This is a genomic window from uncultured Kocuria sp. (genome assembly GCF_947500125.1).
GTDB lineage: Bacteria > Actinomycetota > Actinomycetes > Actinomycetales > Micrococcaceae > Kocuria.
Genome location: NZ_CANMRA010000003.1, coordinates 1 through 23131 on the forward strand (window position 1 = coordinate 1; position 23131 = coordinate 23131).

Consider the following 23131-nt stretch of genomic DNA (forward strand, 5'->3'; position numbering starts at 1 on the left):
GCGGCCCGCGCCGGACCGGGTGCCGGGGGCTGCTGGTCCTCCCGTGCGGCGGCGTCCGTTTCCTGCGGCGCGGCCGGCTCCGCGGCGGGCGGACCGGCCTCCGGGTCGGGCTCGCTCACCGCGTGCGACCCCGCGGCCGCGGCGGGCTCCGCGGAGGCAGCGTCCGCGGGAGCGGTGTCCGCCGTGGAGGGGTCCGCCGTGGACGGGCCGTCGAGCTCCTCGTCGCCGTCCGCCGGCACCACCGAGGGCACGACGGAGCGCAGCCGGGCGAGGCTCACGGTGCCGTGGCGCACCAGCAGCGGGGTCTCCCCCGTGCAGTCCACGATCGTGGAGGACACCGGGTCCGCGTCCGCGGGGCCGCCGACGGGGCGTGCGCCGCCGTCCAGGTAGAGCTCCACGGAGTCCCCGAGCATGTCCACCGCGGCCTGCGCCGTCGACGCGGCCGGGTGGCCGGTGCGGTTGGCCGAGGAGACGGCCAGCGGACCGCTCTCGATGAGCAGCGCCTGGGCGAGCTCGTCGTCGGGCACCCGCAGGGCGACGGTGCCGTGGGTCTCCCCCAGGTCCCAGCCCAGTGACGGGTGGGAGTGGAAGATCAGGGTCAGCCCGCCGGGCCAGAAGGCGTGGGCGAGCGCGCGGGCGTCGTCGGAGACCTCGTCCGCGAGTCCGTCGAGCACCCCGGCGTGGGCGATGAGCACGGGTGGGGGCATCGCGCGCGACCGTCCCTTGGCCGCGAGCAGGGTCGCGACGCCGCGGGCGGAGAACGCGTTGGCCCCGATCCCGTAGACGGTGTCGGTGGGCAGGACCACGCACGCGTCGGCCGCGAGGGCGCGCGCGGCGTGCTTGAGCCCGGCGGTGCGCTGGGCGATGCTGCTGCAGTCGTAGACGGTGTGGTTCACGGCGTCCATTCTCCCATCCCGGTCGTGCGTGCGCGGTCGCCGCGGGGCGTCCGGCCCGCCGTGGCCCGGTCCCGGCCCGTCAGGTCCTGGTGGCTCACGACATCCTCGAGGCCGGCGGCCCGGAACGCGTGCGCCACGGCACCGGACTGCACCTCGGCGTGCTCCATGACGAAGAACCCCCCGGGGCGCAGCAGCCGCACCGCCGAGGCCAGGGCGGCCCGCGGGAGCGCGAGCCCGTCCTCCCCGCCCCCGTACAGGGCGAGCTCCGGGTCGTGCTCCCGGGCCTCCGGCTCGCGCGGGACCGCGTCCGGGGGGATGTACGGCGGATTCGACACCACCACGTCGCAGCGGCCCTCGAGCTCCGGGAACGCCGTGCGCAGATCGCCCCGGACGAGCTCCGCGCGGGTCCCGCGCAGGTTCTCCGCCGCCCACGCGTGGGCGGCCCCGGACAGCTCCACGGCGTGCACGCGCGCCTGCGGGACCTCGTGGGCCACCGAGGCGGCGATCGCCCCGGAGCCGGTGCCCAGGTCCACCACGCGCGGCCGGTGCACGCCCGCGGCCAGCTGGTCGCGCAGCTCGTCGACCACGGCCTGCACCACGGTCTCCGTCTCGGGCCGGGGCACGAACACGCCGGGCCCCACGGCCAGCGTCAGGTAGCGGAAGTGCGCGACGCCCGTGAGGTGCTGCAGCGGGATCCGGCGGGCGCGCTCGGCCACCAGCTCCGCGTAGCCCTCGGGCTCGTCCCCGCCGATGATGGCCCGCGCCTCGACCTCCCCCCGGGACAGGCCCGTGAGGTGCCCGGCGAGCAGCAGCGCGTCGGTGCGCGCGGAGTCGATCCCCGCCTCGGCGAGCACCTGCTCCGCCCAGCGCACCGCCTGGCCCAGCGACCTGGTCATCCCGGGACCCCGCTCAGGCGTCCTGCTGGCCGATGGCCTCGAGCCGGGCCTGCTCGTCCATCTCGATCGCCGAGCGCACGACCGGTTCGAGGTCCCCCGCCATGACGTGGTCGAGGTTGTACGCCTTGTACCCGGTGCGGTGGTCGTTGATCCGGTTCTCGGGGAAGTTGTAGGTGCGGATCCGCTCGGACCGGTCCATGGTCCGCACCTGCGAGCGGCGCTGCGCGGCGTTGTCCGCGTCGATCTGCTCCTGCTGGTGGGCCAGGATGCGGGCCCGCAGCACCCGCATCGCGGCCTCGCGGTTCTGCAGCTGCGACTTCTCGTTCTGCATGGCCACCACGATGCCCGTGGGCAGGTGCGTGATGCGCACCGCGGAGTCGGTGGTGTTCACGGACTGGCCGCCGGGCCCCGAGGAGCGGTAGACGTCGATCTTCAGGTCGTTCTGGCTGATCTCGACCTCCTCGGGCTCGTCGACCTCCGGGAAGACGAGCACCGCCGCGGCGGAGGTGTGGATCCGCCCCTGCGACTCGGTGACCGGCACGCGCTGCACGCGGTGCACCCCGCCCTCGTACTTCAGCCGCGCCCACACGCCCTCGGCGGGGTCCGTGGCGCTCGACTTGATCGCGACCTGCACGTCCTTGTAGCCGCCCAGGTCGGAGTCGTTGGTCGAGATGAACTCGGTCTTCCAGCCGCGGGCCTCCGCGTACTTCAGGTACATGCGCAGCAGGTCCCCGGCGAAGAGCGCCGACTCGTCGCCGCCCTCCCCCGCCTTGACCTCCAGGATCACGTTGCGCCCGTCGTCGGGGTCGCGGGGGACGAGCAGCCGGCGCAGCTTCTCGCGGGCGGCCGTGAGCTGCTCCTCGAGCGCCGGGATCTCCTCGGCGAACTCGGGCTCCTCGGCGGCGAGCTCGCGGGCCGCGCCCAGGTCCTCCTCGAGGCGCTGGACCCGGCGGTGGGCCTCGACGATGCCGTTGAGCTCGGCGTAGCGGCGCCCCAGGCGGCGGGCCTTGCCCTGCTCCGCGTGGACGGCGGGATCGGCGAGCTGCCGCTGCAGCTCGGCGTGCTCGTCGAGCAGGGACTGGATCGGGTCCGGCATGGGACGCTCCTTCATCGGGCGGCGGTGACGACGGCGGTCGGGTCGCGCGCGGGAGGGGCCCGGGCACGACGACGCCGCCGCGGCCCGGTCCGGGGATCCGGAGCGGGCCGCGGCGGCTGCGGGCGTGCTAGCGGTCGCTCTCGGCGCGGGCCGACAGCGTGGTCTTCTGCACCTGGAGCAGGAACTCGGTGTTGGACTGGGTGTCCCGCAGCTTGTTCGTGAGCAGCTCGAGGGCCTGCTGCTGGTCGAGCCCGGAGAGGACGCGGCGCAGCTTCCACATGATCTTGATCTCGTCCGGGGAGAGGAGGTTCTCCTCGCGGCGGGTGCCCGAGGAGTTGACGTCCACGGCCGGGTAGATCCGCTTGTCCGCGAGCGAGCGGGACAGCCGCAGCTCCATGTTGCCGGTGCCCTTGAACTCCTCGAAGATGACCTCGTCCATCTTGGACCCGGTCTCCACGAGGGCGGTCGCGAGGATCGTGAGCGAGCCGCCGTTCTCGATGTTGCGGGCCGCGCCGAAGAACTTCTTCGGCGGGTAGAGCGCCGCGGAGTCCACGCCGCCCGAGAGGATGCGCCCGGACGCGGGGGCCGAGAGGTTGTAGGCACGGCCCAGGCGGGTCATGGAGTCCAGGAGGACCACCACGTCCATGCCCATCTCCACGAGCCGCTTGGCCCGCTCGATCGCGAGCTCGGCGACCGTGGTGTGGTCGTCCGCCGGGCGGTCGAAGGTCGAGGCGATGACCTCGCCCTTGACCGTGCGCTGCATGTCCGTGACCTCCTCGGGGCGCTCGTCGACGAGCACCATCATGAGGTGGACCTCGGGGTTGTTCGTGGTGATCGCGTTGGCGATCGCCTGCAGCATCAGCGTCTTGCCTGCCTTCGGCGGGGAGACGATGAGGCCGCGCTGGCCCTTGCCGATGGGCGCGACGAGGTCGACGACGCGGGGCCCGATCTTCTTGGGCTCCGTCTCGAGGCGCAGCCGCTCCTGCGGGTACAGCGGGATCAGCTTCCCGAAGTCCACGCGGTCCTTGTTCTCCTCGGTCTTCTTGCCGTTGACCGTGGTCAGCTGGACCAGCGCGTTGAACTTCTGCCGCGTGTTGTTCTGCTGCTCGCCCTCGCGGGGGGCGCGGATGGCGCCGACCACGGCGTCGCCCTTGCGCAGGTTGTGCTTCTTGACCTGGGCGAGGCTGACGTAGACGTCGTTCGGGCCGGGGAGGTAGCCGGAGGTGCGCACGAACGCGTAGTTGTCGAGGACGTCCAGGATGCCCGCGACGGGCAGCAGGACGTCGTCCTCGGTGAACTCCGTGTCGTCGACCTCGGGGCCGGTGCTGCGCCCGCGGCGGTTGCGGCGCTCGTTGCGCTCGGCGCGGTCGTTGCGGTCGCTGCGGTCCCGGTCGCGGTCGTTGCGGTTGCGGTTGCGCCGGCTGCGGCGGCTGCCGCCGTCGCCGTCCTGGCCCCGGTTGTCCTGGCGGTTGTCCTGACGGTTGTCCTGGCCCTTGCCGTCCTGGCCCTTGCCGTCCTGGGACTTCCCGCCCTCGGAGCGGTTCTCCCGCTTGGTGCGGCCGTCGCCCTTGTCCTGGCCCCGGTTGTCCTGGCCTCGGTTGTCCTGGCGACCGTCCTGCCCGCTCTTGTCCTGGCCCCGGTTGTCCTGGCGACCGTCCTGCCCGCCCTTGTCCTGACCCCGGTTGTCCTGGCCCCGGTTCTGGTTGCGGTTCCGGTCCTGCTTCGACTGGTCGTCGTCACGGCCCTCGGTCGAGGAACGCGCGCCCTCGGACTGCTGCCCGGCGTCCTGGCCGCCGCCCTGGCCGTTGTCGTCGCGGTTGCGGTTGCGGCGGCTGCGGTTGCGGTTGCGGCCGCCCTCGCTCTCGGAGCCGGAGGAGTCCTCGGCGGGAGCGGTCTGCTCGGACGACGCGGCGGGGCGCTCGGCCGGCTGCTGCTCGGTGCCCTGCTGCGCAGTGCCCTGCTGCGCAGTGCCCTGCTGCTCGGTGTCGGACACCACGCCGGTGCTCGTGGCCCGGCGTGAGCGCGAGCGCCGCTGCGGCTGGCCGCTCTCGGCGCCCTGCGCGCCGGCCGAGTCCTCGCCGGAGCTCGCGGCGGCCGGGGCGGGGCCCTGGTCGGCGCCGCTCTCGGCGGTCTTCTCGACCGTCTGCGCGATCTTCTCCTCGACGGCCCGGTCCCGGTCGGCCACGGCACCGCCGCGCTGGTGGGCGGCGATCGCGTCGACCAGCAGGCTCTTGCGCATCCGGCGGGCGCCGGTGATCCCGAGCTGCGAGGCGAGCGCCTGGAGCTGGGCCAGCTTGAGCGCGGACAGGCCCGCACTCCGGGGATCGCTGGTGGTGGTCTCTTCCGTACCCGTGGAAAGGTCGGTGGTCTCGGTCACGAAGTGTCCTTCTCCCTCGGTGGGGGGCCCATGGATCTCAGAGTCCAGGACCGTGGATGGTTCCCGGCGGGCCGCGATGGCGGGCCGCCTGCGGCGGGGCGCACTTCAGGGCGCGGCAGCCTGGGCGAACAAGGTGTTGCCCGCAGGATCGTGGTGCGCCCCGGCCCGTGTCGGTGCGGGCCGGTGCGCCGACGGCATCGAAGAAGCCGGTGCCGGCGGGGGATCACCGGAGGATCTGAGGCGGTGGAGCCGAGGACCTCGGCGCATCGGACCGGGGCGCTGCCCCTCATGATGCCCGCTGTCCTCACCGCGCCGGGCGCGGTCTCCTACCCCTGGATCTGCTGCGGGTGCCTCTCCAGCTTAGCACCCTGGCCGTCGACCCGCAGACGGAGGACACGCCAGGAGACGGATCCGGTGCCGGCCCCGGGCCCCACGAGCTCCCCGAGAGCCCGTTCCGTCTCCTGCGCCTGGTGCCGGTCCGCAGCCAGGACCAGGACGGTCGGACCGGCACCGGAGATCATGGCCGGCAGCCCGCGCTCCCGCAGCGCGGTCATCAGCCGGGCGCTCGGGGGCATGGCGGAGGCCCGGTACGGCTGGTGCAGCCGGTCCTCGGTGGCGGGCAGCAGCAGCTCGGGGCGCCGGGTCAGGGCCTCGACGAGCAGAGCCGTCCGTCCGGCGTTGACCGCGGCGTCGTGGTGCGGGACGGTCGCGGGCAGCAGGGAGCGGGCGAGGCGGGTGGGGACCTCGAAGTCGGGGATCGCGACCACCGGGACGACGTCCTCGTGGACCGTCACGGGGGCGCTGCGGTAGCCGTCCGCGTCGGTCCAGGAGATCACGAGGCCCCCGTAGAGGGACGGGGCCACGTTGTCCGGGTGGCCCTCCATCGCGGCGGCGACCTGGAGCAGGCGCCGGTCGTCGAGCACGCGGTCCGCGGGCAGCAGCGCGTTCGCCGCGAGCACGCCGGCCACCACGGCCGAGGCGCTCGAGCCCATGCCGCGGCCGTGCGGGATCCGGTTGGTCGCCTCGAGCCGCAGTCCCGGCAGCTCTTCGACGCCGGCGGCCCGGAAGGCGGCCCGCATGGCGCGGACCACCAGGTGCTCCGCGGACCGGGGCACGGACGCGGAGCCCTCGCCGTGGAGCTCGAACTGGAGGCCGCCGCCGGTCACGGTCACGGCGAGGTCGTCGTAGTGGCCGAGCGCGAGGCCCAGGCTGTCGTAGCCGGGGCCCACGTTGCCGCTGGACCCGGGCACGCTCACCGCGACCCGCTGGCCGATCTCGAACATCCGGGACTACTCCAGGCCCAGCGCGGCGGCGACGGCCACGACGTCGAAGGGCACGCGCTGGGGCTCGACCAGCGCGGGGTCCTCCTTCTCGGCGGCCTTGATCGCCCACTGCGGGTCCTTGAGGCCGTGGCCGGTCACGGTGATGACGATCGTCTTCCCCGTGGGGGCCTCCCCCGCGGCGTGCTTCTGGAGCAGGCCGGCGACGCCCGCGGCGGAGCCCGGTTCGACGAACACGCCCTCCTTGGCCGAGAGCCACCGGTGGGCGGCCAGGATCTCGTCGTCCGAGACGGAGCCGATGAGCCCGCCGGACTCGTCGCGGGCGGCGATCGCGGAGTCCCAGGACGCGGGGTTGCCGATCCGGATGGCGGTCGCGATCGTCTCGGGCTCCGTGACGGGGTGGCCGAGGACCAGCGGCGCCGCCCCCTCGGCCTGGAAGCCCCACATCACGGGCAGCTTCGTCGAGACGGCGGGCAGCGCGCCCGAGGTCGGGGAGTCGTACGGCCGGGCGTACTCCTGGTAGCCCTTCCAGTACGCGGTGATGTTGCCCGCGTTGCCGACGGGGAGGATGTGCAGGTCCGGCGCGTCGCCGAGGGTGTCGACGACCTCGAACGCCCCGGTCTTCTGGCCCTCGATCCGGTACGGGTTCACGGAGTTCACGAGGAACACGGGATAGGACTCGGAGAGCTTGCGGGCCACCTCGAGGCAGTTGTCGAAGTTGCCGTCCACCTGGATGATGTCCGCGCCGTGCGCCACGGCCTGGGAGAGCTTGCCCATGGCGATCCGCCCCTCGGGCACGAGCACCGCGCACGTGAGCCCGGCCTGCTTGGCGTACGCCGCGGCGGAGGCGGACGTGTTGCCCGTCGATGCGCACACCACCGCTTCGGCCCCCTCCTCCTTGGCCTTCGTGATGGCCATGGTCATGCCCCGGTCCTTGAACGAGCCGGTCGGGTTCATGCCCTCGAACTTCAGCCAGACGGTGTTGCCGGTGAGCTCCGACAGCGCACGCGCCCGGATCAGCGGCGTGCCGCCCTCCCCCATCGTGATGACCTCGGTGGACTCGGAGACCGGCAGCCGGTCCCGGTACTCGTTGATGACGCCCTGCCAGACGTGTGCCATGTGCTGGATCTCTTCCTGTGGACTCGATGGTGCGGGGGGTGTGCTCGTGCGGCGCGGGGTGCGCGGGGGGGGGGGGGGGCGCCTCCGGGGGCGGGGGGGGGCCCGGGGGGGGGGGGGCCCCCCCGGGGGGGGGGGGGGGGGGGGCCCCCCGCCGCCCCCCCCCCCCCCCCCCCCCCCCCCGCGGGGGGGGGGCCCGCCGGGGGCCGGGGCGGCCCCGCCGGGCGGTTCAGTCGGCGTGCTCCACGCGGATCACACCGGCGACCTCCTCGACGAAGGGCAGCTCGCGGAGGGCGTCCACCGTCGCCACGAGGTCCTTGTTGGCGCCCCGGTGGGTCACGAGCCGGATCTCCGACAGCCGCGGGTCGCCGTGCGGGTGGTCCTTCTGCTGCATCGTGAAGATCGACACCCCGTGGTCGGCGAAGATCTGGGCGATCCGCGCCAGGACGCCGAGCCGGTCCTGGACCGTGAGGGTGATCGAGAAGCTCGTGCGGACGTCGTCCATCGGCGCGGCGGGCAGCTGGGCGTGGGGGTCCGCGCCCTGGGCCGGGCCGCCGAGCACGAGCCGGCGCGCGGCCGAGACGAAGTCGCCGAGCACGGCCGAGGCGGTGGCGGCACCGCCGGCGCCCGCGCCGTAGAACATGAGGGACCCGGCGTTCGCGGCCTCGACGAACACGGCGTTGTAGGCGCCGTGCACGCCGGCCAGCGGGTGCTCCCGCGGGATCATGGTCGGGGTGACCCGCAGGTTCACGCCGTCCCCGCAGCGCTCGCAGACCGCCAGGAGCTTGATCACGTAGCCGGCCTCGCGGGCGGCGGCGACGTCCGCGGCGGTGACCCCGGTGATGCCCCGGCAGTACACGTCGTCGATGGTGAAGGTCGAGTGGAAGGCCAGGGACGCGAGGATCGCGGCCTTCGCCGCGGCGTCGTGGCCCTCCACGTCGGCCGTGGGGTCCGCCTCGGCGTAGCCGAGGCGCTGCGCCTCGGCGAGGGCGTCGTCGAACGGCGCGCCCGTGGTGTCCATCTGGTCGAGGATGTAGTTCGTGGTGCCGTTCATGATGCCCAGCACGCGGTCCACCCGGTCCCCCGCCAGGGAGTCCTGCATGGGCCGCACGATCGGGATCGCGCCGGCCACGGCGGCCTCGTAGGACAGCGGCACGCCGGCGGCGTCGGCCGCGTCCTGGAGCTGGCGGCCGTGCCGGGCGATGAGGGCCTTGTTGCCCGAGATCACCGGCTTGCCCGCGTGCAGGGCCCGCAGGATGCGGCTGCGGGCCGGCTCGATGCCACCGGTCAGCTCGATGACCACGTCCGCGGCGTCGACGAGGGCGTCGGCGTCGGTCATGAGCAGCTCCTCGGGCAGCTCGACGGTCCGCCGGGCGGTGAGGTCCCGCACGGCGATCCCGATGAGCTCGACGGGCGCGCCCACGCGGGCGGCGAACTCGGGGCCGTGGTCGAGCAGGGTCCGGGCCACCTCGGCGCCGACGTTGCCGGCACCGAGCAGGGCGACCTTCACGGTCGAGGGCGGGCGGGTGGGCTCAGGGGTCGAGGCGGTCAATCAGGCTCCCAGGTCGCGGGCGAACAGGTCTTCTTCGGTCTCGCCCCGCACGATGAGCCGTGCTTCCGGCGGGCCTCCGGCGGCGCGGACGGCGACGACCGGCGGGCGGGCGATCCAGTTGTAGTTGCTGGACAGGGCCCAGCAGTAGGCGCCCGTGGCGGGCACCGCCAGGACGTCCCCGGGGGCGAGGTCCGCGGGCAGGTAGACGTCCCGGACCACGATGTCCCCGGACTCGCAGTGCTTGCCCACGACCCGGGAGAGCACGGGGTCCCCCTCGGCGCGGCGGTTCGCGAGCACGGCGGTGTAGTCGGCGCCGTAGAGCACGGGCCGGGCGTTGTCGCTCATCCCGCCGTCCACGGAGACGTACCGGCGCGGTGCACCGGACTCCGCCGTGACGGTCTTCAGGGTGCCCACGGTGTAGAGGGTGCACGCGGCCGGCCCGGAGATCGCGCGGCCGGGCTCGATGGACAGGTGCGGGACGGCCATGCGCAGGGACCGGGCGGTGGCGGCCACCTGGTCCGCGAGCGCCTCCGCGATCTCGCGGGCCGGGCGGGGGGTGTCCGCCTCGGTGTAGGCGATGCCGTAGCCGCCGCCGAGGTCGAGCTCCGGCAGGGTCAGGCCGAAGCGCTCGTCGGCGTCGGCCATGAAGGCGAGCACCCGCTCGGCCGCCATCCCGAAGCCGTCGGCGTCGAAGATCTGGGAGCCGATGTGGCAGTGGATCCCGCGCAGGTCCAGCTCCGGCTCCAGGACGCAGGCCGCGACGGCCTGCATCGCCGGGCTGTCCCCGCCGCCCTCGGGGGCGGCGAGGGACAGGCCGAACTTCTGGTCCTCGTGGGCGGTGGCGATGAACTCGTGCGTGGACGCGTGCACCCCGGGGGTGACGCGGATCAGCACGGGGGCGACGACACCGAGGGTGCGCGCCAGGTGGGCCACGAGCTCGATCTCGGCGAGGGAGTCCACGACGATCCGCCCGAGGCCGTGGTCGAGGGCGCGGGTGATCTCGGCCGCGGACTTGTTGTTGCCGTGCAGGGCGATCCGGGCGGGGTCCATGCCGCCGCGCAGGGCGACGGCCAGCTCCCCGCCCGAGGCGGTGTCCACGTTGAGGCCCTCCTCGCGCAGCCAGCGCACCACCTCGGTGGTCAGGAAGGACTTGCCGGCGTAGTAGACGGAGACCTCGGCGCCGATCCGCGCGAACGCCTCGGTGAAGGCGGAGCGGAACTCGCGGGCGCGGGCCCGGAAGGTGTCCTCGGAGTACACGTAGGAGGGGGTGCCGTAGCGCTCGGCGAGCTCCGTCACGGGGATCCCCGAGACCGCCAGCGCGCCGTCCGCGCCGCGGCGGAACGCCTCGGGCCAGATGACGGGGTCGAGCGCGTCGAGGTCCTCGGGCACGCGGAGCCAGTCGGGCGCCAGCGGGGAGCCCCCGGTGCGGGTGGTCCGGTCGACGGTCATGCGATCACATCCTCTCCGGGGCGGACACGCCGAGCACGCCGAGGCCGTTGGCCAGGACCTGGCGCGCGGCGTCGTTGAGCCACAGGCGGGTGCGGTGCAGGTCGGTGACCTCGTCCTCGCCCTGCGGCGCCACGCGGCAGACGTCGTACCAGCGGTGGTAGGTCCCGGCCAGCACCTCGAGGTGGCGCGCCACGCGGTGCGGCTCGCGGAACTCGGCGGCCTGGGCGAGCACCGACGGGTACTGGCCGAGGGCGGCCAGCAGCTCCCCCTCCATCGGGTGGTCGAGCAGCGCCGCGTCGAACACGGCCGCGCCCCGCTCGTCCGTGCGGGCGACTCCCGCCGCCTCGGCGTTGCGCCCCACGGCGCACGTGCGGGCGTGGGCGTACTGGACATAGAAGACCGGGTTCTCGTTGGAGCGGCGGGTCAGCAGGCCCAGGTCGATGTCGATGTTGGAGTCCACGGAGAAGCGGGTGAGCGAGTACCGGGCGGCGTCCACGCCGACGGCCTCGACCAGGTCCTCCATGGTCACCACGTTGCCGGCGCGCTTGGACATCCGCACGGGGACGCCGTCCTGGACGAGGTTGACCATCTGGCCGATGAGCACCTCGACCCGGTCCGGGGCGTCGCCCAGGGCCGCGGCGGCGGCCTTGAGCCGGGCCACGTAGCCGTGGTGGTCGGCCCCGAGCATGTAGATGCACAGGTCCGCCCCGCGGTCCCGCTTGTCCTTGAAGTAGGCGATGTCCCCGGCGATGTAGGCGGCCTGCCCGTCCGACTTGACGACCACGCGGTCCTTGTCGTCGCCGTAGGCGCTGGAGCGCAGCCACCACGCGCCGTCCGCGAAGTAGAGGGCGCCGGAGGTCTTGAGCTGCTCGAGGAGCTTCTCCACGGCGCCGTTGGCGAACAGGGACTGCTCGTGGAAGTACACGTCGAAGTCCACGCCGAAGTCGTGCAGCGAGGACTTGATCTCGGCGAACATCAGCTCGACGCCCGCGGCGCGGAACGCCTCCTGCGGGTCACCGGACTCGAGGACGCCGGGGTCCTCGGCGACGATCCGTCCGGCGATGTCGGTGATGTACTCCCCGCCGTAGCCGTCCTCGGGGGCGGGCTCGCCCTGGGCGCGGGCCAGCAGGGAGCGGGCGAAGCGGTCGATCTGCGCGCCGGCGTCGTTGAAGTAGTACTCGCGCACCACGTCCGCGCCCTGCGCCTCGAGCACGCGGGCGAGGGAGTCGCCGACCGCGGCCCAGCGGGTGCCGCCCAGGTGGACCGGGCCGGTGGGGTTCGCGGAGACGAACTCCAGGTTCACGGCCGTCCCGGCCAGCAACCGGGTCCTGCCGAAGGCCTCGCCCTGCTCCACGACGGTCCGGGCGATCTCCCCGGCGGCCGCGGCGTCCAGGGTGATGTTGAGGAAGCCCGGGCCGGCCACGTCGACGGCGGCCACGCCCGCGGTGTCCTGCAGCCGGTCCCTGACCACGGCGGCGACGTCCCGCGGGGCCCGCCCCACCTTCTTGGCGAGCTGCATGGCGATGTTGGTCGCCCAGTCCCCGTGCTCCCGGTTCTTCGGTCGCTCGATCCGCACCTCCGGCAGCCGGGCGCCGTCGGCGAGGGCGAGGTCGCCCTGGGCCACGGCGTCCTGCAGGCATGCGGATACGGCGAGAGAAAGCTGTTCTGGAGTCACCGGACCAGTGTAACCAGGTGCTGTGGCGCGCCCGTGCCGGGGTGGTCGTCGACCACCCCGCGAAACCTGCTAGTATCGTCGAGGTTCATCGCTGAGGCGGTGAAAGGCCCGCGTAGCTCAGGGGATAGAGCGTCTGCCTCCGGAGCAGAAGGCCGTAGGTTCGAATCCTACCGCGGGCACCACTCGGGACGAAGGCCCCGGACCAGCTGGTCCGGGGCCTTCGTCGTGCCCCGTCGCGGCCGCCGGGGCGCTCCCCCGGCCCCGGCTGCGGTCGGGCGAGCCGCGGCTGCGCCGTTCCGGCCGGGGCGCCCGTCCCGCCGGTGCGGGGCGGCGCCGGCGCATCAGTCGCGGGCGTCGGGGTCCCGGTCACCCGGACCGCGGAAGCGGTCCGGGTCGTAGGGGAGCACCGGCCCGTCGCCGAACTGCTCGTCCAGCAGCCGGTCCTCCGGGCTGGGGGCCTCCCCCGCCGAGCGGCGCCAGTTGAACCCGGCGATCGCCAGGGCGCCTCCGCCGAGCAGGGTCACGGCCCCCACGACGGTGACCACCAGCCCGCGCCCGTTCAGGCCCTCGGCCTCTCCTGCGGAGACGCGCGCGATCAGGTGGATGGCCTCCGGCACGGTGAAGGTCGAGAGGAACAGGGCCAGCACGCCCACGGCCATCAACCACCCCCCGGTGCGCCGGCGGCGGGGGTGGCGCGGGTCGGGGGTCTGGCTCACGGTGGTGCTCTCCTGGTGCTGGACGGGACCGGGCGGACGGCCCGGACGTGCGGGACGGGGCGGGCCGAAACCGGCCCGCCCCGTCGCCGTCCGTGCCGGTCGGGGACCGTCGTCGGGCTGCGGCGGCCGGTCAGGAACCGTCCTCGGTCTTGACGCTCTCGAACAGCGTAGCGTCGTCGAACGCCTCCTGCCGCGCCCCCGGCTGCAGCCGGCGGAACTGCTCGAGCAGGCCGGGCACGGTCATCGACCGCTTCTGGTCGGCGTCGAGCTCGAAGAGGATCCGGCCCTCGTGCATCATGATGAGCCGGTTGCCCAGGCGCAGGGCCTGGTCCATGTTGTGCGTGACCATGACCGTGGTGAGGTTCTGCTCGGCCACGATGTCCGCGGTGAGCCGCGAGACGAGGTCCGCGCGCTGCGGGTCGAGGGCCGCCGTGTGCTCGTCGAGCAGCAGGATGCGCGGCTCCGAGAACGTCGCCATGAGCAGGGACAGGGCCTGGCGCTGGCCGCCGGACAGCAGGCCCACCTTGGCGCCCAGCCGGTTCTCCAGGCCCAGTTCGAGGCTCGCCAGCTTGTCGCGGAAGAGCTGGCGGCGGGTGTTCGTGAGGCCCGGGGCGAGGCCCCGGGACTTCCCCCGCTGGAGCGCGATCGCCATGTTCTGCTCGACCGTCATGGTCGGCGAGGAGCCCTTCATGGGGTCCTGGAACACCCGGGACAGGTACCGGGCGCGCTTGTGCTCGGGCAGCCGGGTGACGTCGGTGTCGTCGACCCGCACGGTGCCCGTGTCCGGGATCAGGGACCCGGAGATGGCGTTGAGGATCGTCGACTTGCCGGCGCCGTTGGACCCGATGACGGTCAGGAAGTCGCCCTCCTGCAGGGTCAGCGAGACGCCGGCCAGGGCGCGCCGCTCGTTGACGGTCCCGGCGAAGAACGTCTTGTGGACGTTGTCGATGGTGAGCACGGCTCAGGCACCTGCCTTCGTGGTCGCGGGGGTGTCGGTGAGGTCGTCGACGAGACGTGCCGCCTCGCTCGCCTGGTGCCGTTCCCGGCGGCGCTTGAAGAACTGCAGCTGCGGCACCACGAGCGCGGCCACCACGAGGACCGCGGAGATCAGCTTCATGTCGGACGGGTTCAGGCCCGCCTGCAGGGCCACGGTGATGACCAGCCGGTAGACGACCGAGCCGAGGACGACGGCCAGGGTGGCCAGCACGACCGTGCGGGAGCCGAAGAGCCCCTGGCCGAGGATCACGGAGGCGAGCCCGACGACGATCAGGCCGATGCCCATGCCGATGTCGGCGAAGCCCTGGTACTGGGCCACGAGGGACCCGGCGAGGCCCACGAGCCCGTTGGACAGGCACAGGCCCAGCATCTTCTGGTGGTCCGTGTTCACGCCGAAGGAGCGGATCATCTCCGGGTTGTCGCCGGTGGCCTGCATCGCGAGGCCGGCGTCCGTGTAGAGGAACCAGTCGAGGAGGACCTTGACCACGGCCACGCCGAGCAGGAACAGGGCGATGCCGATCCACGTCCCCTGCACGCCCAGCTCGGCGAGCGGGGTGAAGATCGTGTCCTCCCGCAGCAGGGAGAGGTTCGCCCGCCCGTCCATGACCCGCAGGTTGATGGAGTAGAGCGCGGTCATGGTGAGGATGCCCGCGAGCAGCCCGTTGATGTGGGCCTTGGTGTGGAGCAGGCCCGTGATGAGCCCGGCGAGCGCACCGGTCACGAAGCCGGCGGCGGTGGCGAGCCAGGGGCTGCCGCCGCCGAGGATGATCATCGCCGTGGTGGCGGCGCCCGTGGTGAAGGACTGGTCGACCGTGAGGTCGGGGAAGTCGAGCACCCGGAACGTGAGGTAGACGCCCAGCGCCATGACCGCGTAGAGCAGTCCGAGTTCGATACCGGCTATCACTTCTGCTGGATCCGTTCTGATTGGTGGTGGGACGGGGTCCGTCCGCCGATCGGGCGGGCGCGCCCCCCGTCGGGGTGGGGTGCCGAGGGGCCGGGCGGGCCGGCGTCCGGGGTCTCCGGTCGCCGGCCCGGCCCGCCCGGGACTACTCGATGACCTGGTCGGCGGAGTCCTGCAGCTCCTGGGGGACCTCCACGCCCATCCGCTCGGCGGCCCTGAGGTTGATGATGAGCTGCGTGTCCTCCTGGGACTCCACGGGCATGGAGGCGGGGTCGGCGCCCTCGGCGAGGATGCGCACCGCCATCTCGCCGGTCTGGCGGCCGAGCTGCTCGTAGTCCAGGCCCTGGGTGATGAGGGCCCCGCGCTCCACGGAGTCGCCCTCGCCCGCGATCAGGGGGATCTGCTTGGACTCGGCGGCGGCGATCACGGCCTCGAGGCCGGAGACCACCTTGTTGTCGGTGGGCACGTAGATGGCGTCCGTGTCGAAGGACTCGGCGGCCTGGGCCACCTCGGAGGTGTTGGTCACGGCCTTCTCGACGACCTCCAGCCCCTCCTCCTCGGCGGCCTTCTTCGCGAGCTCCACCTGGACCTGGGAGTTCGTCTCGCCCGAGCTGTAGATGATGCCCACGGACTGCGCCTCGGGGTCGAGCTGCTTGATCAGCGCGATCTGCTCGGCGACCGGGTTCATGTCGGTGGTCCCGGTGATGTTGCCGCCGGGGCTCTCGAGCGAGTCGACGAGCCCGGCCTCGACCGGGTCGGTGACGGCCGTGAAGAGCACCGGGCGGTCGGTGACCGCCTGGGCCAGGCCCTGGGCGGACGGCGTCGCGACGGCCAGGACGAGGTCGGCGTCCGAGGACGCCATGTTGGACGCGATGCTGGTGGAGGTGCCCTGGTCGCCGGAGGCGTTCTGGACGTCGAGGGTGAGGTTCTCCCCCTCCGTGTAGCCGCCCTCCTCGAGCGCGGCGACGAAGCCCTCCCGCGCGGCGTCGAGGGAGGGGTGCTCCACGAACTGGCTGATCCCGACGGTGGCCTCTTCGACGGCCTCGCCGCTGCCTCCTCCGCCGCCGGCGGTCTGGGTGTCGGAGCCGCCGCAGGCCGTGAGCAGCAGGGCGGTGGAGGCGAGGGCCGCCGTCATCGGGAACAGTCGCTTCATGGTGGGTCCTTTCGGGAACGAGTGGTGTCAGCGATATTACCTTCCGTTCGTTCACAAAATGAGAGGCAGCTCACAAGTGGTGACAGAACGGCGCCGACGGCGTGTCGGAGGTGCCCGATCGTCCACCGGGGCCGGACCCTCCGCGGCCCGTGTCCCCGGTAGGATCGGGAGGTCATGTCAGCATCCCTGAGCAGCCCCCCCGCCATCGTCTACCCCGAGGACCTCCCGGTCTCCGCGCGCCGCGCGGACATCATGGACGCGATCTCCGCTCACCAGGTGGTCGTGATCGCCGGCGAGACCGGATCCGGCAAGACGACCCAGATCCCCAAGATGTGCCTGGAGCTCGGCCTGGGCGAGCGCGGCCTGATCGGGCACACCCAGCCGCGGCGGATCGCCGCGCGCTCCGTCGCCGAGCGCATCGCCTCGGAGCTGGGCGAGAAGGTCGGCGGCACGGTCGGCTACCAGGTGCGCTTCACCTCCGAGGTGGGCGCCGACTCGCGGGTCAAGCTGATGACCGACGGCATCCTGCTGGCCGAGATCCAGCACGACCGCCTGCTGCAGAAGTACTCGGCGATCATCATCGACGAGGCCCACGAGCGCTCCCTGAACATCGACTTCCTGCTCGGCTACCTCCGGCGGATCCTGTCCCGGCGCCCGGACCTCAAGGTCGTCATCACGTCGGCCACGATCGACCCCGAGCGCTTCGCCCGGCACTTCGCGCCGGAGGCGGCCGAGGGCGCCGAGCAGGAGCCCGCGCCGGTCATCGAGGTCTCGGGCCGCACGTACCCGGTGGAGGTCCGCTGGCGCCCCCTGTCCCAGCCGCGCTCGGGGGACGGCGGCCAGGACGCCGAGGACGCCGGCGACGGGCTGGAGGACGAGGACCGGGACCCGATCGACGCCGTGTGCGACGCCGTCGAGGAGCTCTCCTCCGAGCCGCCCGGGGACATCCTCATCTTCTTCGCCGGGGAGCGGGAGATCCGCGACGCCCAGGAGGCGCTGCAGGCCACCCTGAAACGGGTCCGGGGCCTGGCCGACGCCGAGATCCTGCCCCTGTTCGGCCGGCTGTCCATGGCGGAGCAGCACCGGGTGTTCGCACCGTCGGGCCGCCGCCGGATCGTGCTGGCCACCAACGTGGCCGAGACGTCCCTGACCGTCCCGGGCATCAAGTACGTGATCGACCCGGGCACGGCCCGCATCTCGCGCTACTCGGCGCGGACCAAGGTGCAGCGCCTCCCGATCGAGCGCATCTCCCAGGCCTCGGCGAACCAGCGCGCGGGGCGCTGCGGGCGCGTCTCGGACGGCATCTGCATCCGGCTCTACTCGGAGGAGGACTACCTCTCCCGCCCGGAGTTCACCGATCCCGAGATCCTGCGCACGTCCCTGGCGGCCGTGATCCTGCAGATGACCTCGGTGGGGGTCGTCAAGGAGCCCGGGGACATCGAGCGCTTCCCGTTCGTGGAGCCGCCGGAGTCCCGGGCCGTCAAGGACGGGGTGGCCCTGCTCCGGGAGCTCGGCGCCCTCAAGGAACCCCGGGGCGCGTCCCCGCGGGATCCGCGTGGTCCCCGGGAGGACGACGGCGGGCCGCTGACCCCGGTGGGCCGGCAGCTGGCGCAGCTGCCGGTGGACCCGCGGCTGGGCCGGATGATCGTGGAGGCGGACCGGCGGGGCTGCGCGCGGGAGGTCATGGTCCTCGCCGCCGCGCTGACCGTGCAGGACCCCCGCGAGCGCCCGCTCGAGCAGCGTCAGCAGGCCGACGAGCTGCACAGGCGCTTCTTCGACGAGAACTCCGACTTCACGAGCTGGCTGCTGCTGTGGCGCTACGTCCAGGAGCAGCAGGAGGAGCTGTCCTCGACCCGGTTCCGGAAGCTGTGCCGGCGGGAGCACCTGAACTTCCTGCGGATCCGGGAGTGGCAGGACCTCTACGCCCAGCTGCGCCAGATGGGCCAGCAGGTCGGCATCCGGGTCGGGAAGGGCCGTGAGGTGGACCCCTCCGGGAAGGAGCGGGAGATCCACGTCTCCCTGCTGGCGGGGCTGCTGAGCCACATCGGGCTCAAGGACGAGCGCAAGCGCGAGTACCAGGGGGCGCGCGGCTCGCGGTTCGCGGTGTTCCCGGGCTCGAACCTGTTCAAGAAGTCCCCGGACTGGATCATGTCCGCGGAACTCGTGGAGACCTCCCGGCTGTGGGCCCGCGTCAACGCGGCGATCGACCCGCTGTGGGCCGAGGAGCTGGCCCCGCACCTGGTCAAGCGCAGCGTCTCGGAGCCGCACTGGTCCCGGGCGCAGGGCTCCGTGATGGCCTACGAGAAGGTCACCCTCTACGGTGTGCCCGTCGTGGCGCAGCGCCGGATCAACTTCTGGCGGGTGGATCCCGACCTGGCGCGGGAGCTGTTCATCCGCCATGCCCTCGTGGAGGGCGACTGGCAGACCCGGCACCGGTTCTGGGCGCGCAACCGCAAGCGCCTGGCCGAGGTCGAGGAGCTCGAGAACCGGCTGCGCCGCAAGGATTTGAGGGTCGATGACGAGGCCCTGTTCGAGTTCTACGACGCCCGGATCCCGGCGTCCGTGGTCTCCGCACGGCACTTCGACGCGTGGTGGAAGAAGGCCCGGCAGCAGGACGAGCACCTCCTGGACCTGGATCCCGAGGACCTGATCGACGAGGAGGCCGGCGGCTACGACGAGTCCCTGTACCCGCGCCAGTGGGTCCGGCGCACCCGCGACGGGGACCTGGTGCTCGACCTCGTCTACGAGTTCGCCCCGGGCTCCGACCAGGCCGACGGCGTGACCGTGCGCGTGCCCGTCCTGTTCCTCCACCAGGTCGACCCCGAGCAGTTCCGGTGGCAGATCCCCGGCTTCCGCACGGAGCTCGTCACGGCGCTCATCAAGTCCCTGCCGAAGGCCGTGCGCCGCAACTTCGTGCCGGCCCCGGACGTCGCCCGCCAGGCGGTGGCGATGCTCGAGGCCGACTTCGACCCCGCCGTCGACGCCCTCGAGCCGTCCCTGGAGCTGGTCCTCCGCCGGCTCAAGGGCCACGTGGTCCCGCCGGGGTCCTGGAACTGGGAGGCGGTCCCGGCCCACCTGCGGATGCGCTTCGAGGTGCGGGACCGCCGCAACCGGGTGCTGGGCGAGGGCGAGGACCTCGAGGTGCTCCGGTCGGAGCTGCACGACGAGATCCGCTCGGCCCTGGCCGAGTCCCTCGGCGCCGTGCCCGGCACCCCCTCCGGGAACCCGCCCGGGGGTCCCGCCCGGAAGGGCTCGCGCTCCCCGGCGCCCCGGCCCCCGGCGGCGGAGCCGGCGCCGCCGGCGCTCGAGCGCTCCGGGCTGACGGCGTGGCCGGAGGTGGACCTGCCGCGCAGCGTCGAGACCACGGTGGCGGGCCGGCGGATCACCGGCTGGCCGGCGCTCGTCCCCGAGCGCCCGCGAGGCACGGCGCAGCGGGCGGCGGGCCGGGAGGCCACGGTGGCCGTGCGCATCCTCTCCTCGGCCGCCGAGCAGCGGGCCGCCCAGCGCCGCGGGGTGATCACGCTGCTGCAGCTGCGCATCCCCTCCCCCGAGCGGTACGTGCTGGAGCACCTCAACAACCGGGAGAAGCTGGTCTTCACCCAGAACCCGCACGGGTCGGTGGCCGAGCTCATCGCGGACTGCACGGTCGCGGCGATCGACAAGCTCACGCCGCCCGAGCCCCCCTACACCCGCGCGGAGTTCGACGGGCTGCACGAGCACGTGCGGGCGGAGCTCATCGACACCGTCTTCCAGGTCACCGCGCTCGTGGAGCAGGTGCTCTCCGGGGCGGCCCGGATCCGCAAGCAGCTGAAGCGGTCGTCCTCGCTCGCCGCGGTCAACTCGCTCAACGACGTGAAGGCGCAGCTCGAGCACCTGGTGCACCCGGGCTTCGTCGCCGCCACCGGCTACGACCAGCTCCAGCACCTGCCCCGCTACGTGCGGGCGATGGAGGTGCGGCTCGAGAAGCTCGCCGGGCACCTGCAGCGGGACACGGTCGGCATGCTCGCGGTGCAGAAGCTCGAGGACGACTACGACGCCGCGCTGGACTCCCTGCCGCCGCACGCGCCGGTCCCGGACGAGCTGCGCCGGGTGGCCTGGATGATCGAGGAGCTGCGGGTCTCGCTGTTCGCCCAGGAGCTGGGGACCGCCCACACCGTCTCGGAGAAGCGGATCCGCAGGTCCCTCAAGGACGCCCTCGAGGGCGCCCGGGCCTGACCGGCCGGCGGTCCGCGCAGGCCGGAACCGGTGCGCACGTCCGCGCACCGGTCCTGCGCACCCGCTCCGTGCACCGTGCCCGCGGGTCGGGTCTGTGCACCGGGCCCGCGCATCCGGTCCGCGGTCCGGGCGTGCTGGTCAGCCCTGGGGGACGGAGGCCCCGTGCCCCGCCTCGAGCAGGGCGGCCCGGATCCGCTCGGCGGCCTCGTCCATCCAGGCGGGCTCCGGGTCGCGGAGCACGTTGGCGAACTGGAACTGCTCGACCGAGTTCGCCGGCCACACGTGCACGTGGGTGTGCGGGACCTCGAAGCCCTGGATCATCTGCCCCACCCGCGCCGGCCGCCACACGGCGTCGATGGCCCGGCCGATCCGCTGGGAGACGACCATCAGGTGCGCCGCCAGGTCCTCGGGCAGGTCGATCCAGTGGTCGTGCTCCTCGCGCGGGACCACGAGGGTGTGGCCCTGCGAGAGCGGGTCGATCGACAGGAAGCCGACGCAGCGCTCGTCCTGCCAGACGAAGCGGCCGGGGATCTCCCCCTCGATGATCTTCGTGAAGACGGTGCTCACAGGTGCTGCCTTTCGGTGGTGGGTCGGGGTGGATCGGTCCGCGGCCTCCGCGCGGGGCGGCGGACCGGCGACTACAGGGCCACGCGCTCGCCGGTGGCCAGGTGGCGGTACTCGACCCCGTACTTCGCGGCGAACGCGCTCAGCTGCCCCTCGATCACCCCGAAGCCGTTGTCGGAGAGCAGCCCGTCGTGGATCTGGAAGACCCGCTCGGGACGGACGGCCACCACGAAGTCGATGACCTCCGCCAGCTTGTTCCAGGGGGCGTGGATCGGGGCCAGCAGCACCGGGGCGGTGAGCCCGTGCGGGACCACCAGCGAGTCGCCGGGGTGGTAGACCGTGTCGTCGACCAGGTAGCCGATGTTGTCCACGGTGCGGATGAGGGGGTGGATCAGCGCGTGCTGGCCGCCGAAGGTCCGCACGGTGAAGCCGTCGAGCTCCAGCACGGTCTCCGGCTCGGCGTCGTGGATCGCGTGGCCCTCCCCCAGGGCCTCCCGGAGCCCCGCGGCGACCGGCGCCGGGGCGTACACCTGGATCTCCGGGTGGGCCCTGAGGTGCTCGTGCACCGGCTCGGGGTCGAGGTGGTCGGGGTGCACGTGCGTGACGAGCAGGACGTCGGCCCCGTCGAGGACCTCCGCGAGCTCCTCCCGCCCGGAGAACTTGCCCGGGTCGAGGACCAGGACCCGGCCCTCCTTCTCGAGCCGCACGCACGAGTGGGTGTACTTGATCAGCTCCATGGGCCCACCCTATCCCCGGCTCCGTCCGGGCCCGCAGGGCGGCGGAGGACGTGTCGGGCGGTCCTTGTTAAGCTGGTGACCAGCCCGGGCACCAGCGACGAGAGGACGAGGCGTGAGCGTGAGAACCAGCGGGGGCGGTGCCGGGGAGGTCCGCAACACCCGGCAGCGCCGTGCCGTGGCCCGGGCCCTCGCGTCCCTGGAGGACTTCATCTCCACGCAGGACCTGCACGCCCTGCTGCGCGAGCGCGGCGACTCCGTGTCCCTGGCCACGACCTACCGGATCCTGCAGTCGATGTCCGAGCTCGGGGAGCTGGACGTCCTGCGCAGCGACGACGGCGAGGCGATCTACCGGCGCTGCGCCGCCGAGCACCACCACCACCACCTCGTGTGCCGCCGCTGCGGCGCCGCCGTGGAGCTCGAGGCGCCCACGATCGAGGAGTGGGCCGGGCGCACCGCCGCGGCCCACGGCTTCACCGAGGTGGACCACACGGTCGAGATCACCGGCCTGTGCGCGGCCTGCGGGGCGCGACGGGCCGATGGCTGAGCCGGGCCCGCCCCGCGGCGTCTTCGTCCTCGCGGTCAACCCCTGCGCCGGCCGCGGACGGGCCCTCGCGGACGCCCACCGGGCCGCGGAGCTGCTGCGCACCGGCGGCGACGAGGCCGTGGTGCTCTCCGCCGGGGACCTCACCGCCCTGCTGGAACTCGTCCGCGACCACCTGCGGGAACGGGCCCTCACGACCCGGGCGCTCGTGGTCGTGGGCGGCGACGGGATGGTCCAGGCCGGTCTCGGGGTGCTCGTGGAGCTCGCCGCCCAGGGCGTCGACATCCCGCTGGGCGTGGTGCCCTGCGGGACCGGCAACGACCTCGCCCGCCACTACCGGGTCCCGCTGCGGGACCCGGTGGCCGCGGCGGGCCGGATCCTGCGCCGGCTCGACGACCCCGAGCCGCGCCGCCTCGACGTGGGCCGGGTGCGCTTCCCGGACGGGCGCACGTGCTGCTTCGCGACCGCCCTGTGCGCCGGCTTCGACGCCGTGGTCAACGAGCGCGCCAACAGATGGCTGCGCCTGGGCGGATCCACCAAGTACCTGCTGGCCGTCCTGGTGGAGATCGTGCGGCTGCGCACCGTCCGCTACCGGCTCGAGATCGAGGACGCCGGCGGACGGTGCCGCACGGAGCGCCGGGAGGGGGTCCTGCTGAACGTCGCCAACACCTCGTCGATCGGGGGCGGTCTGTCGATCGTGCCCGGGGCCCGGGAGGACGACGGGCTGCTGGACCTGTTCACCGTGGCGCCCCTGGGGCGGGCCCGCTTCCTCTTCCTGTTCCCGCGGCTGTTCTCGGGCCGGCACGTGGCCCTGGAGAGCGTGCGGATCGAGCGGGTCCGCTCCGTGGCCGTGGACGCCGCGGACGTCACCGCCTACGCCGACGGGGAACGCCTCGGCCCCTTGCCGGTGCGCGTGGACGTCCTCCCCGCCGCGGTCCGCGTCCTGGCCTGAGCCCCGGACCGGCCGCACC

At 73.5% G+C, this 23131-nt stretch carries 18 protein-coding genes and 1 tRNA gene; 4 read left to right on the forward strand and 15 right to left on the reverse strand.

Going from position 1 to position 23131, the window contains the following annotated elements; genetic code table 11:
* The 9 genes from Q0817_RS02535 to argS form a co-directional block, all read right to left on the reverse strand.
* The coding region (locus Q0817_RS02535; protein WP_298583555.1) for an L-threonylcarbamoyladenylate synthase at nt 1-896 on the reverse strand (896 nt) is incomplete at its 3' end.
* On the reverse strand, nt 893-1792 hold the full coding sequence (prmC, locus tag Q0817_RS02540) for a peptide chain release factor N(5)-glutamine methyltransferase (RefSeq protein ID WP_298583557.1): 900 nt from the start codon (nt 1790-1792) through the stop codon (nt 893-895). The genes Q0817_RS02535 and prmC, both read right to left, overlap by 4 nt.
* A 13-nt stretch (nt 1793-1805) precedes the next feature.
* Nucleotides 1806-2888, reverse strand: coding sequence for a peptide chain release factor 1 (gene prfA, locus Q0817_RS02545; RefSeq protein WP_298583558.1), 1083 nt, complete (start codon nt 2886-2888; stop codon nt 1806-1808).
* 127 nt (nt 2889-3015) lie between these two features.
* Nucleotides 3016-5265, reverse strand: coding sequence for a transcription termination factor Rho (rho, locus tag Q0817_RS02550; protein WP_298583560.1), 2250 nt, complete (start codon nt 5263-5265; stop codon nt 3016-3018).
* Nucleotides 5266-5591: 326 nt separating this feature from the next.
* Entirely contained in the window at nt 5592-6548 is a 957-nt protein-coding gene (gene thrB / locus Q0817_RS02555) for a homoserine kinase (RefSeq protein WP_298583562.1), read from the reverse strand.
* A gap of 6 nt (nt 6549-6554) precedes the next feature.
* The gene (gene thrC, locus Q0817_RS02560) at nt 6555-7664 is read right to left on the reverse strand and encodes a threonine synthase (protein ID WP_298583563.1); all 1110 of its coding nucleotides are present in this window, start codon (nt 7662-7664) and stop codon (nt 6555-6557) included.
* Nucleotides 7665-7890: 226 nt separating this feature from the next.
* The gene (locus Q0817_RS02565; RefSeq protein WP_298583565.1) at nt 7891-9213 is read right to left on the reverse strand and encodes a homoserine dehydrogenase; all 1323 of its coding nucleotides are present in this window, start codon (nt 9211-9213) and stop codon (nt 7891-7893) included.
* The gene (gene lysA / locus Q0817_RS02570; RefSeq protein ID WP_298583567.1) at nt 9214-10662 is read right to left on the reverse strand and encodes a diaminopimelate decarboxylase; all 1449 of its coding nucleotides are present in this window, start codon (nt 10660-10662) and stop codon (nt 9214-9216) included.
* Between the two features lie 4 nt (nt 10663-10666).
* Nucleotides 10667-12337 carry an arginine--tRNA ligase gene (gene argS / locus Q0817_RS02575; protein WP_298583569.1) on the reverse strand — a complete coding sequence of 557 codons (1671 nt, stop codon included), beginning with the start codon at nt 12335-12337 and terminating at the stop codon, nt 10667-10669.
* A gap of 106 nt (nt 12338-12443) precedes the next feature.
* Here argS and Q0817_RS02580 point away from each other — a divergent pair.
* Nucleotides 12444-12519, forward strand: a tRNA-Arg gene (locus Q0817_RS02580).
* A gap of 159 nt (nt 12520-12678) precedes the next feature.
* Here Q0817_RS02580 and Q0817_RS02585 read toward each other — a convergent pair.
* The 4 genes from Q0817_RS02585 to Q0817_RS02600 form a co-directional block, all read right to left on the reverse strand.
* Nucleotides 12679-13053: a hypothetical protein gene (locus tag Q0817_RS02585; protein WP_298583571.1), complete on the reverse strand. Its 375-nt coding sequence runs from the start codon at nt 13051-13053 to the stop codon at nt 12679-12681.
* A gap of 130 nt (nt 13054-13183) precedes the next feature.
* The gene (locus tag Q0817_RS02590; protein WP_298583573.1) at nt 13184-14011 is read right to left on the reverse strand and encodes an ABC transporter ATP-binding protein; all 828 of its coding nucleotides are present in this window, start codon (nt 14009-14011) and stop codon (nt 13184-13186) included.
* Between the two features lie 3 nt (nt 14012-14014).
* Nucleotides 14015-14953 carry an ABC transporter permease gene (locus tag Q0817_RS02595; protein ID WP_298583575.1) on the reverse strand — a complete coding sequence of 313 codons (939 nt, stop codon included), beginning with the start codon at nt 14951-14953 and terminating at the stop codon, nt 14015-14017.
* Nucleotides 14954-15095: 142 nt separating this feature from the next.
* Nucleotides 15096-16103, reverse strand: a complete 1008-nt coding sequence (locus tag Q0817_RS02600; RefSeq protein WP_298583577.1) for an ABC transporter substrate-binding protein — start codon at nt 16101-16103, stop codon at nt 15096-15098.
* 174 nt (nt 16104-16277) lie between these two features.
* On the opposite strand from Q0817_RS02600, the gene hrpA reads away from it, so the two are divergent.
* Nucleotides 16278-20318: an ATP-dependent RNA helicase HrpA gene (gene hrpA / locus Q0817_RS02605; protein ID WP_298583579.1), complete on the forward strand. Its 4041-nt coding sequence runs from the start codon at nt 16278-16280 to the stop codon at nt 20316-20318.
* A gap of 138 nt (nt 20319-20456) precedes the next feature.
* Here the strand turns inward: hrpA and Q0817_RS02610 are convergent, their stop codons facing one another.
* Nucleotides 20457-20885: an HIT family protein gene (locus Q0817_RS02610; protein ID WP_298583581.1), complete on the reverse strand. Its 429-nt coding sequence runs from the start codon at nt 20883-20885 to the stop codon at nt 20457-20459.
* Nucleotides 20886-20956: 71 nt separating this feature from the next.
* Nucleotides 20957-21619 carry an MBL fold metallo-hydrolase gene (locus tag Q0817_RS02615; RefSeq protein WP_298583584.1) on the reverse strand — a complete coding sequence of 221 codons (663 nt, stop codon included), beginning with the start codon at nt 21617-21619 and terminating at the stop codon, nt 20957-20959.
* A gap of 112 nt (nt 21620-21731) precedes the next feature.
* Here Q0817_RS02615 and Q0817_RS02620 point away from each other — a divergent pair, with 112 nt between their 5' ends.
* Both Q0817_RS02620 and Q0817_RS02625 read left to right on the forward strand, forming a co-directional pair.
* A complete protein-coding gene (locus Q0817_RS02620) occupies nt 21732-22163 on the forward strand; it encodes a Fur family transcriptional regulator (protein WP_298583586.1) in 432 nt (143 codons plus the stop codon).
* Nucleotides 22156-23112: a diacylglycerol kinase family protein gene (locus tag Q0817_RS02625; protein ID WP_298583588.1), complete on the forward strand. Its 957-nt coding sequence runs from the start codon at nt 22156-22158 to the stop codon at nt 23110-23112. Before Q0817_RS02620 ends, Q0817_RS02625 begins: the two co-directional genes overlap by 8 nt.
* Nucleotides 23113-23131: the final 19 nt, after the last annotated feature.

Bases quoted from the DNA above. Each gene is read 5' to 3' on its own strand.
- prmC (WP_298583557.1), bottom strand. From the start codon at position 1,792: ATGACCAGGTCGCTGGGCCAGGCGGTGCGCTGGGCGGAGCAGGTGCTC.
- prfA (WP_298583558.1), bottom strand. From the start codon at position 2,888: ATGCCGGACCCGATCCAGTCCCTGCTCGACGAGCACGCCGAGCTGCAG.
- thrB (WP_298583562.1), bottom strand. From the start codon at position 6,548: ATGTTCGAGATCGGCCAGCGGGTCGCGGTGAGCGTGCCCGGGTCCAGC.
- thrC (WP_298583563.1), bottom strand. From the start codon at position 7,664: ATGGCACACGTCTGGCAGGGCGTCATCAACGAGTACCGGGACCGGCTG.
- lysA (WP_298583567.1), bottom strand. From the start codon at position 10,662: ATGACCGTCGACCGGACCACCCGCACCGGGGGCTCCCCGCTGGCGCCC.
- Q0817_RS02600 (WP_298583577.1), bottom strand. From the start codon at position 16,103: ATGAAGCGACTGTTCCCGATGACGGCGGCCCTCGCCTCCACCGCCCTG.
- hrpA (WP_298583579.1), top strand. From the start codon at position 16,278: ATGTCAGCATCCCTGAGCAGCCCCCCCGCCATCGTCTACCCCGAGGAC.
- Q0817_RS02615 (WP_298583584.1), bottom strand. From the start codon at position 21,619: ATGGAGCTGATCAAGTACACCCACTCGTGCGTGCGGCTCGAGAAGGAG.
- Q0817_RS02625 (WP_298583588.1), top strand. From the start codon at position 22,156: ATGGCTGAGCCGGGCCCGCCCCGCGGCGTCTTCGTCCTCGCGGTCAAC.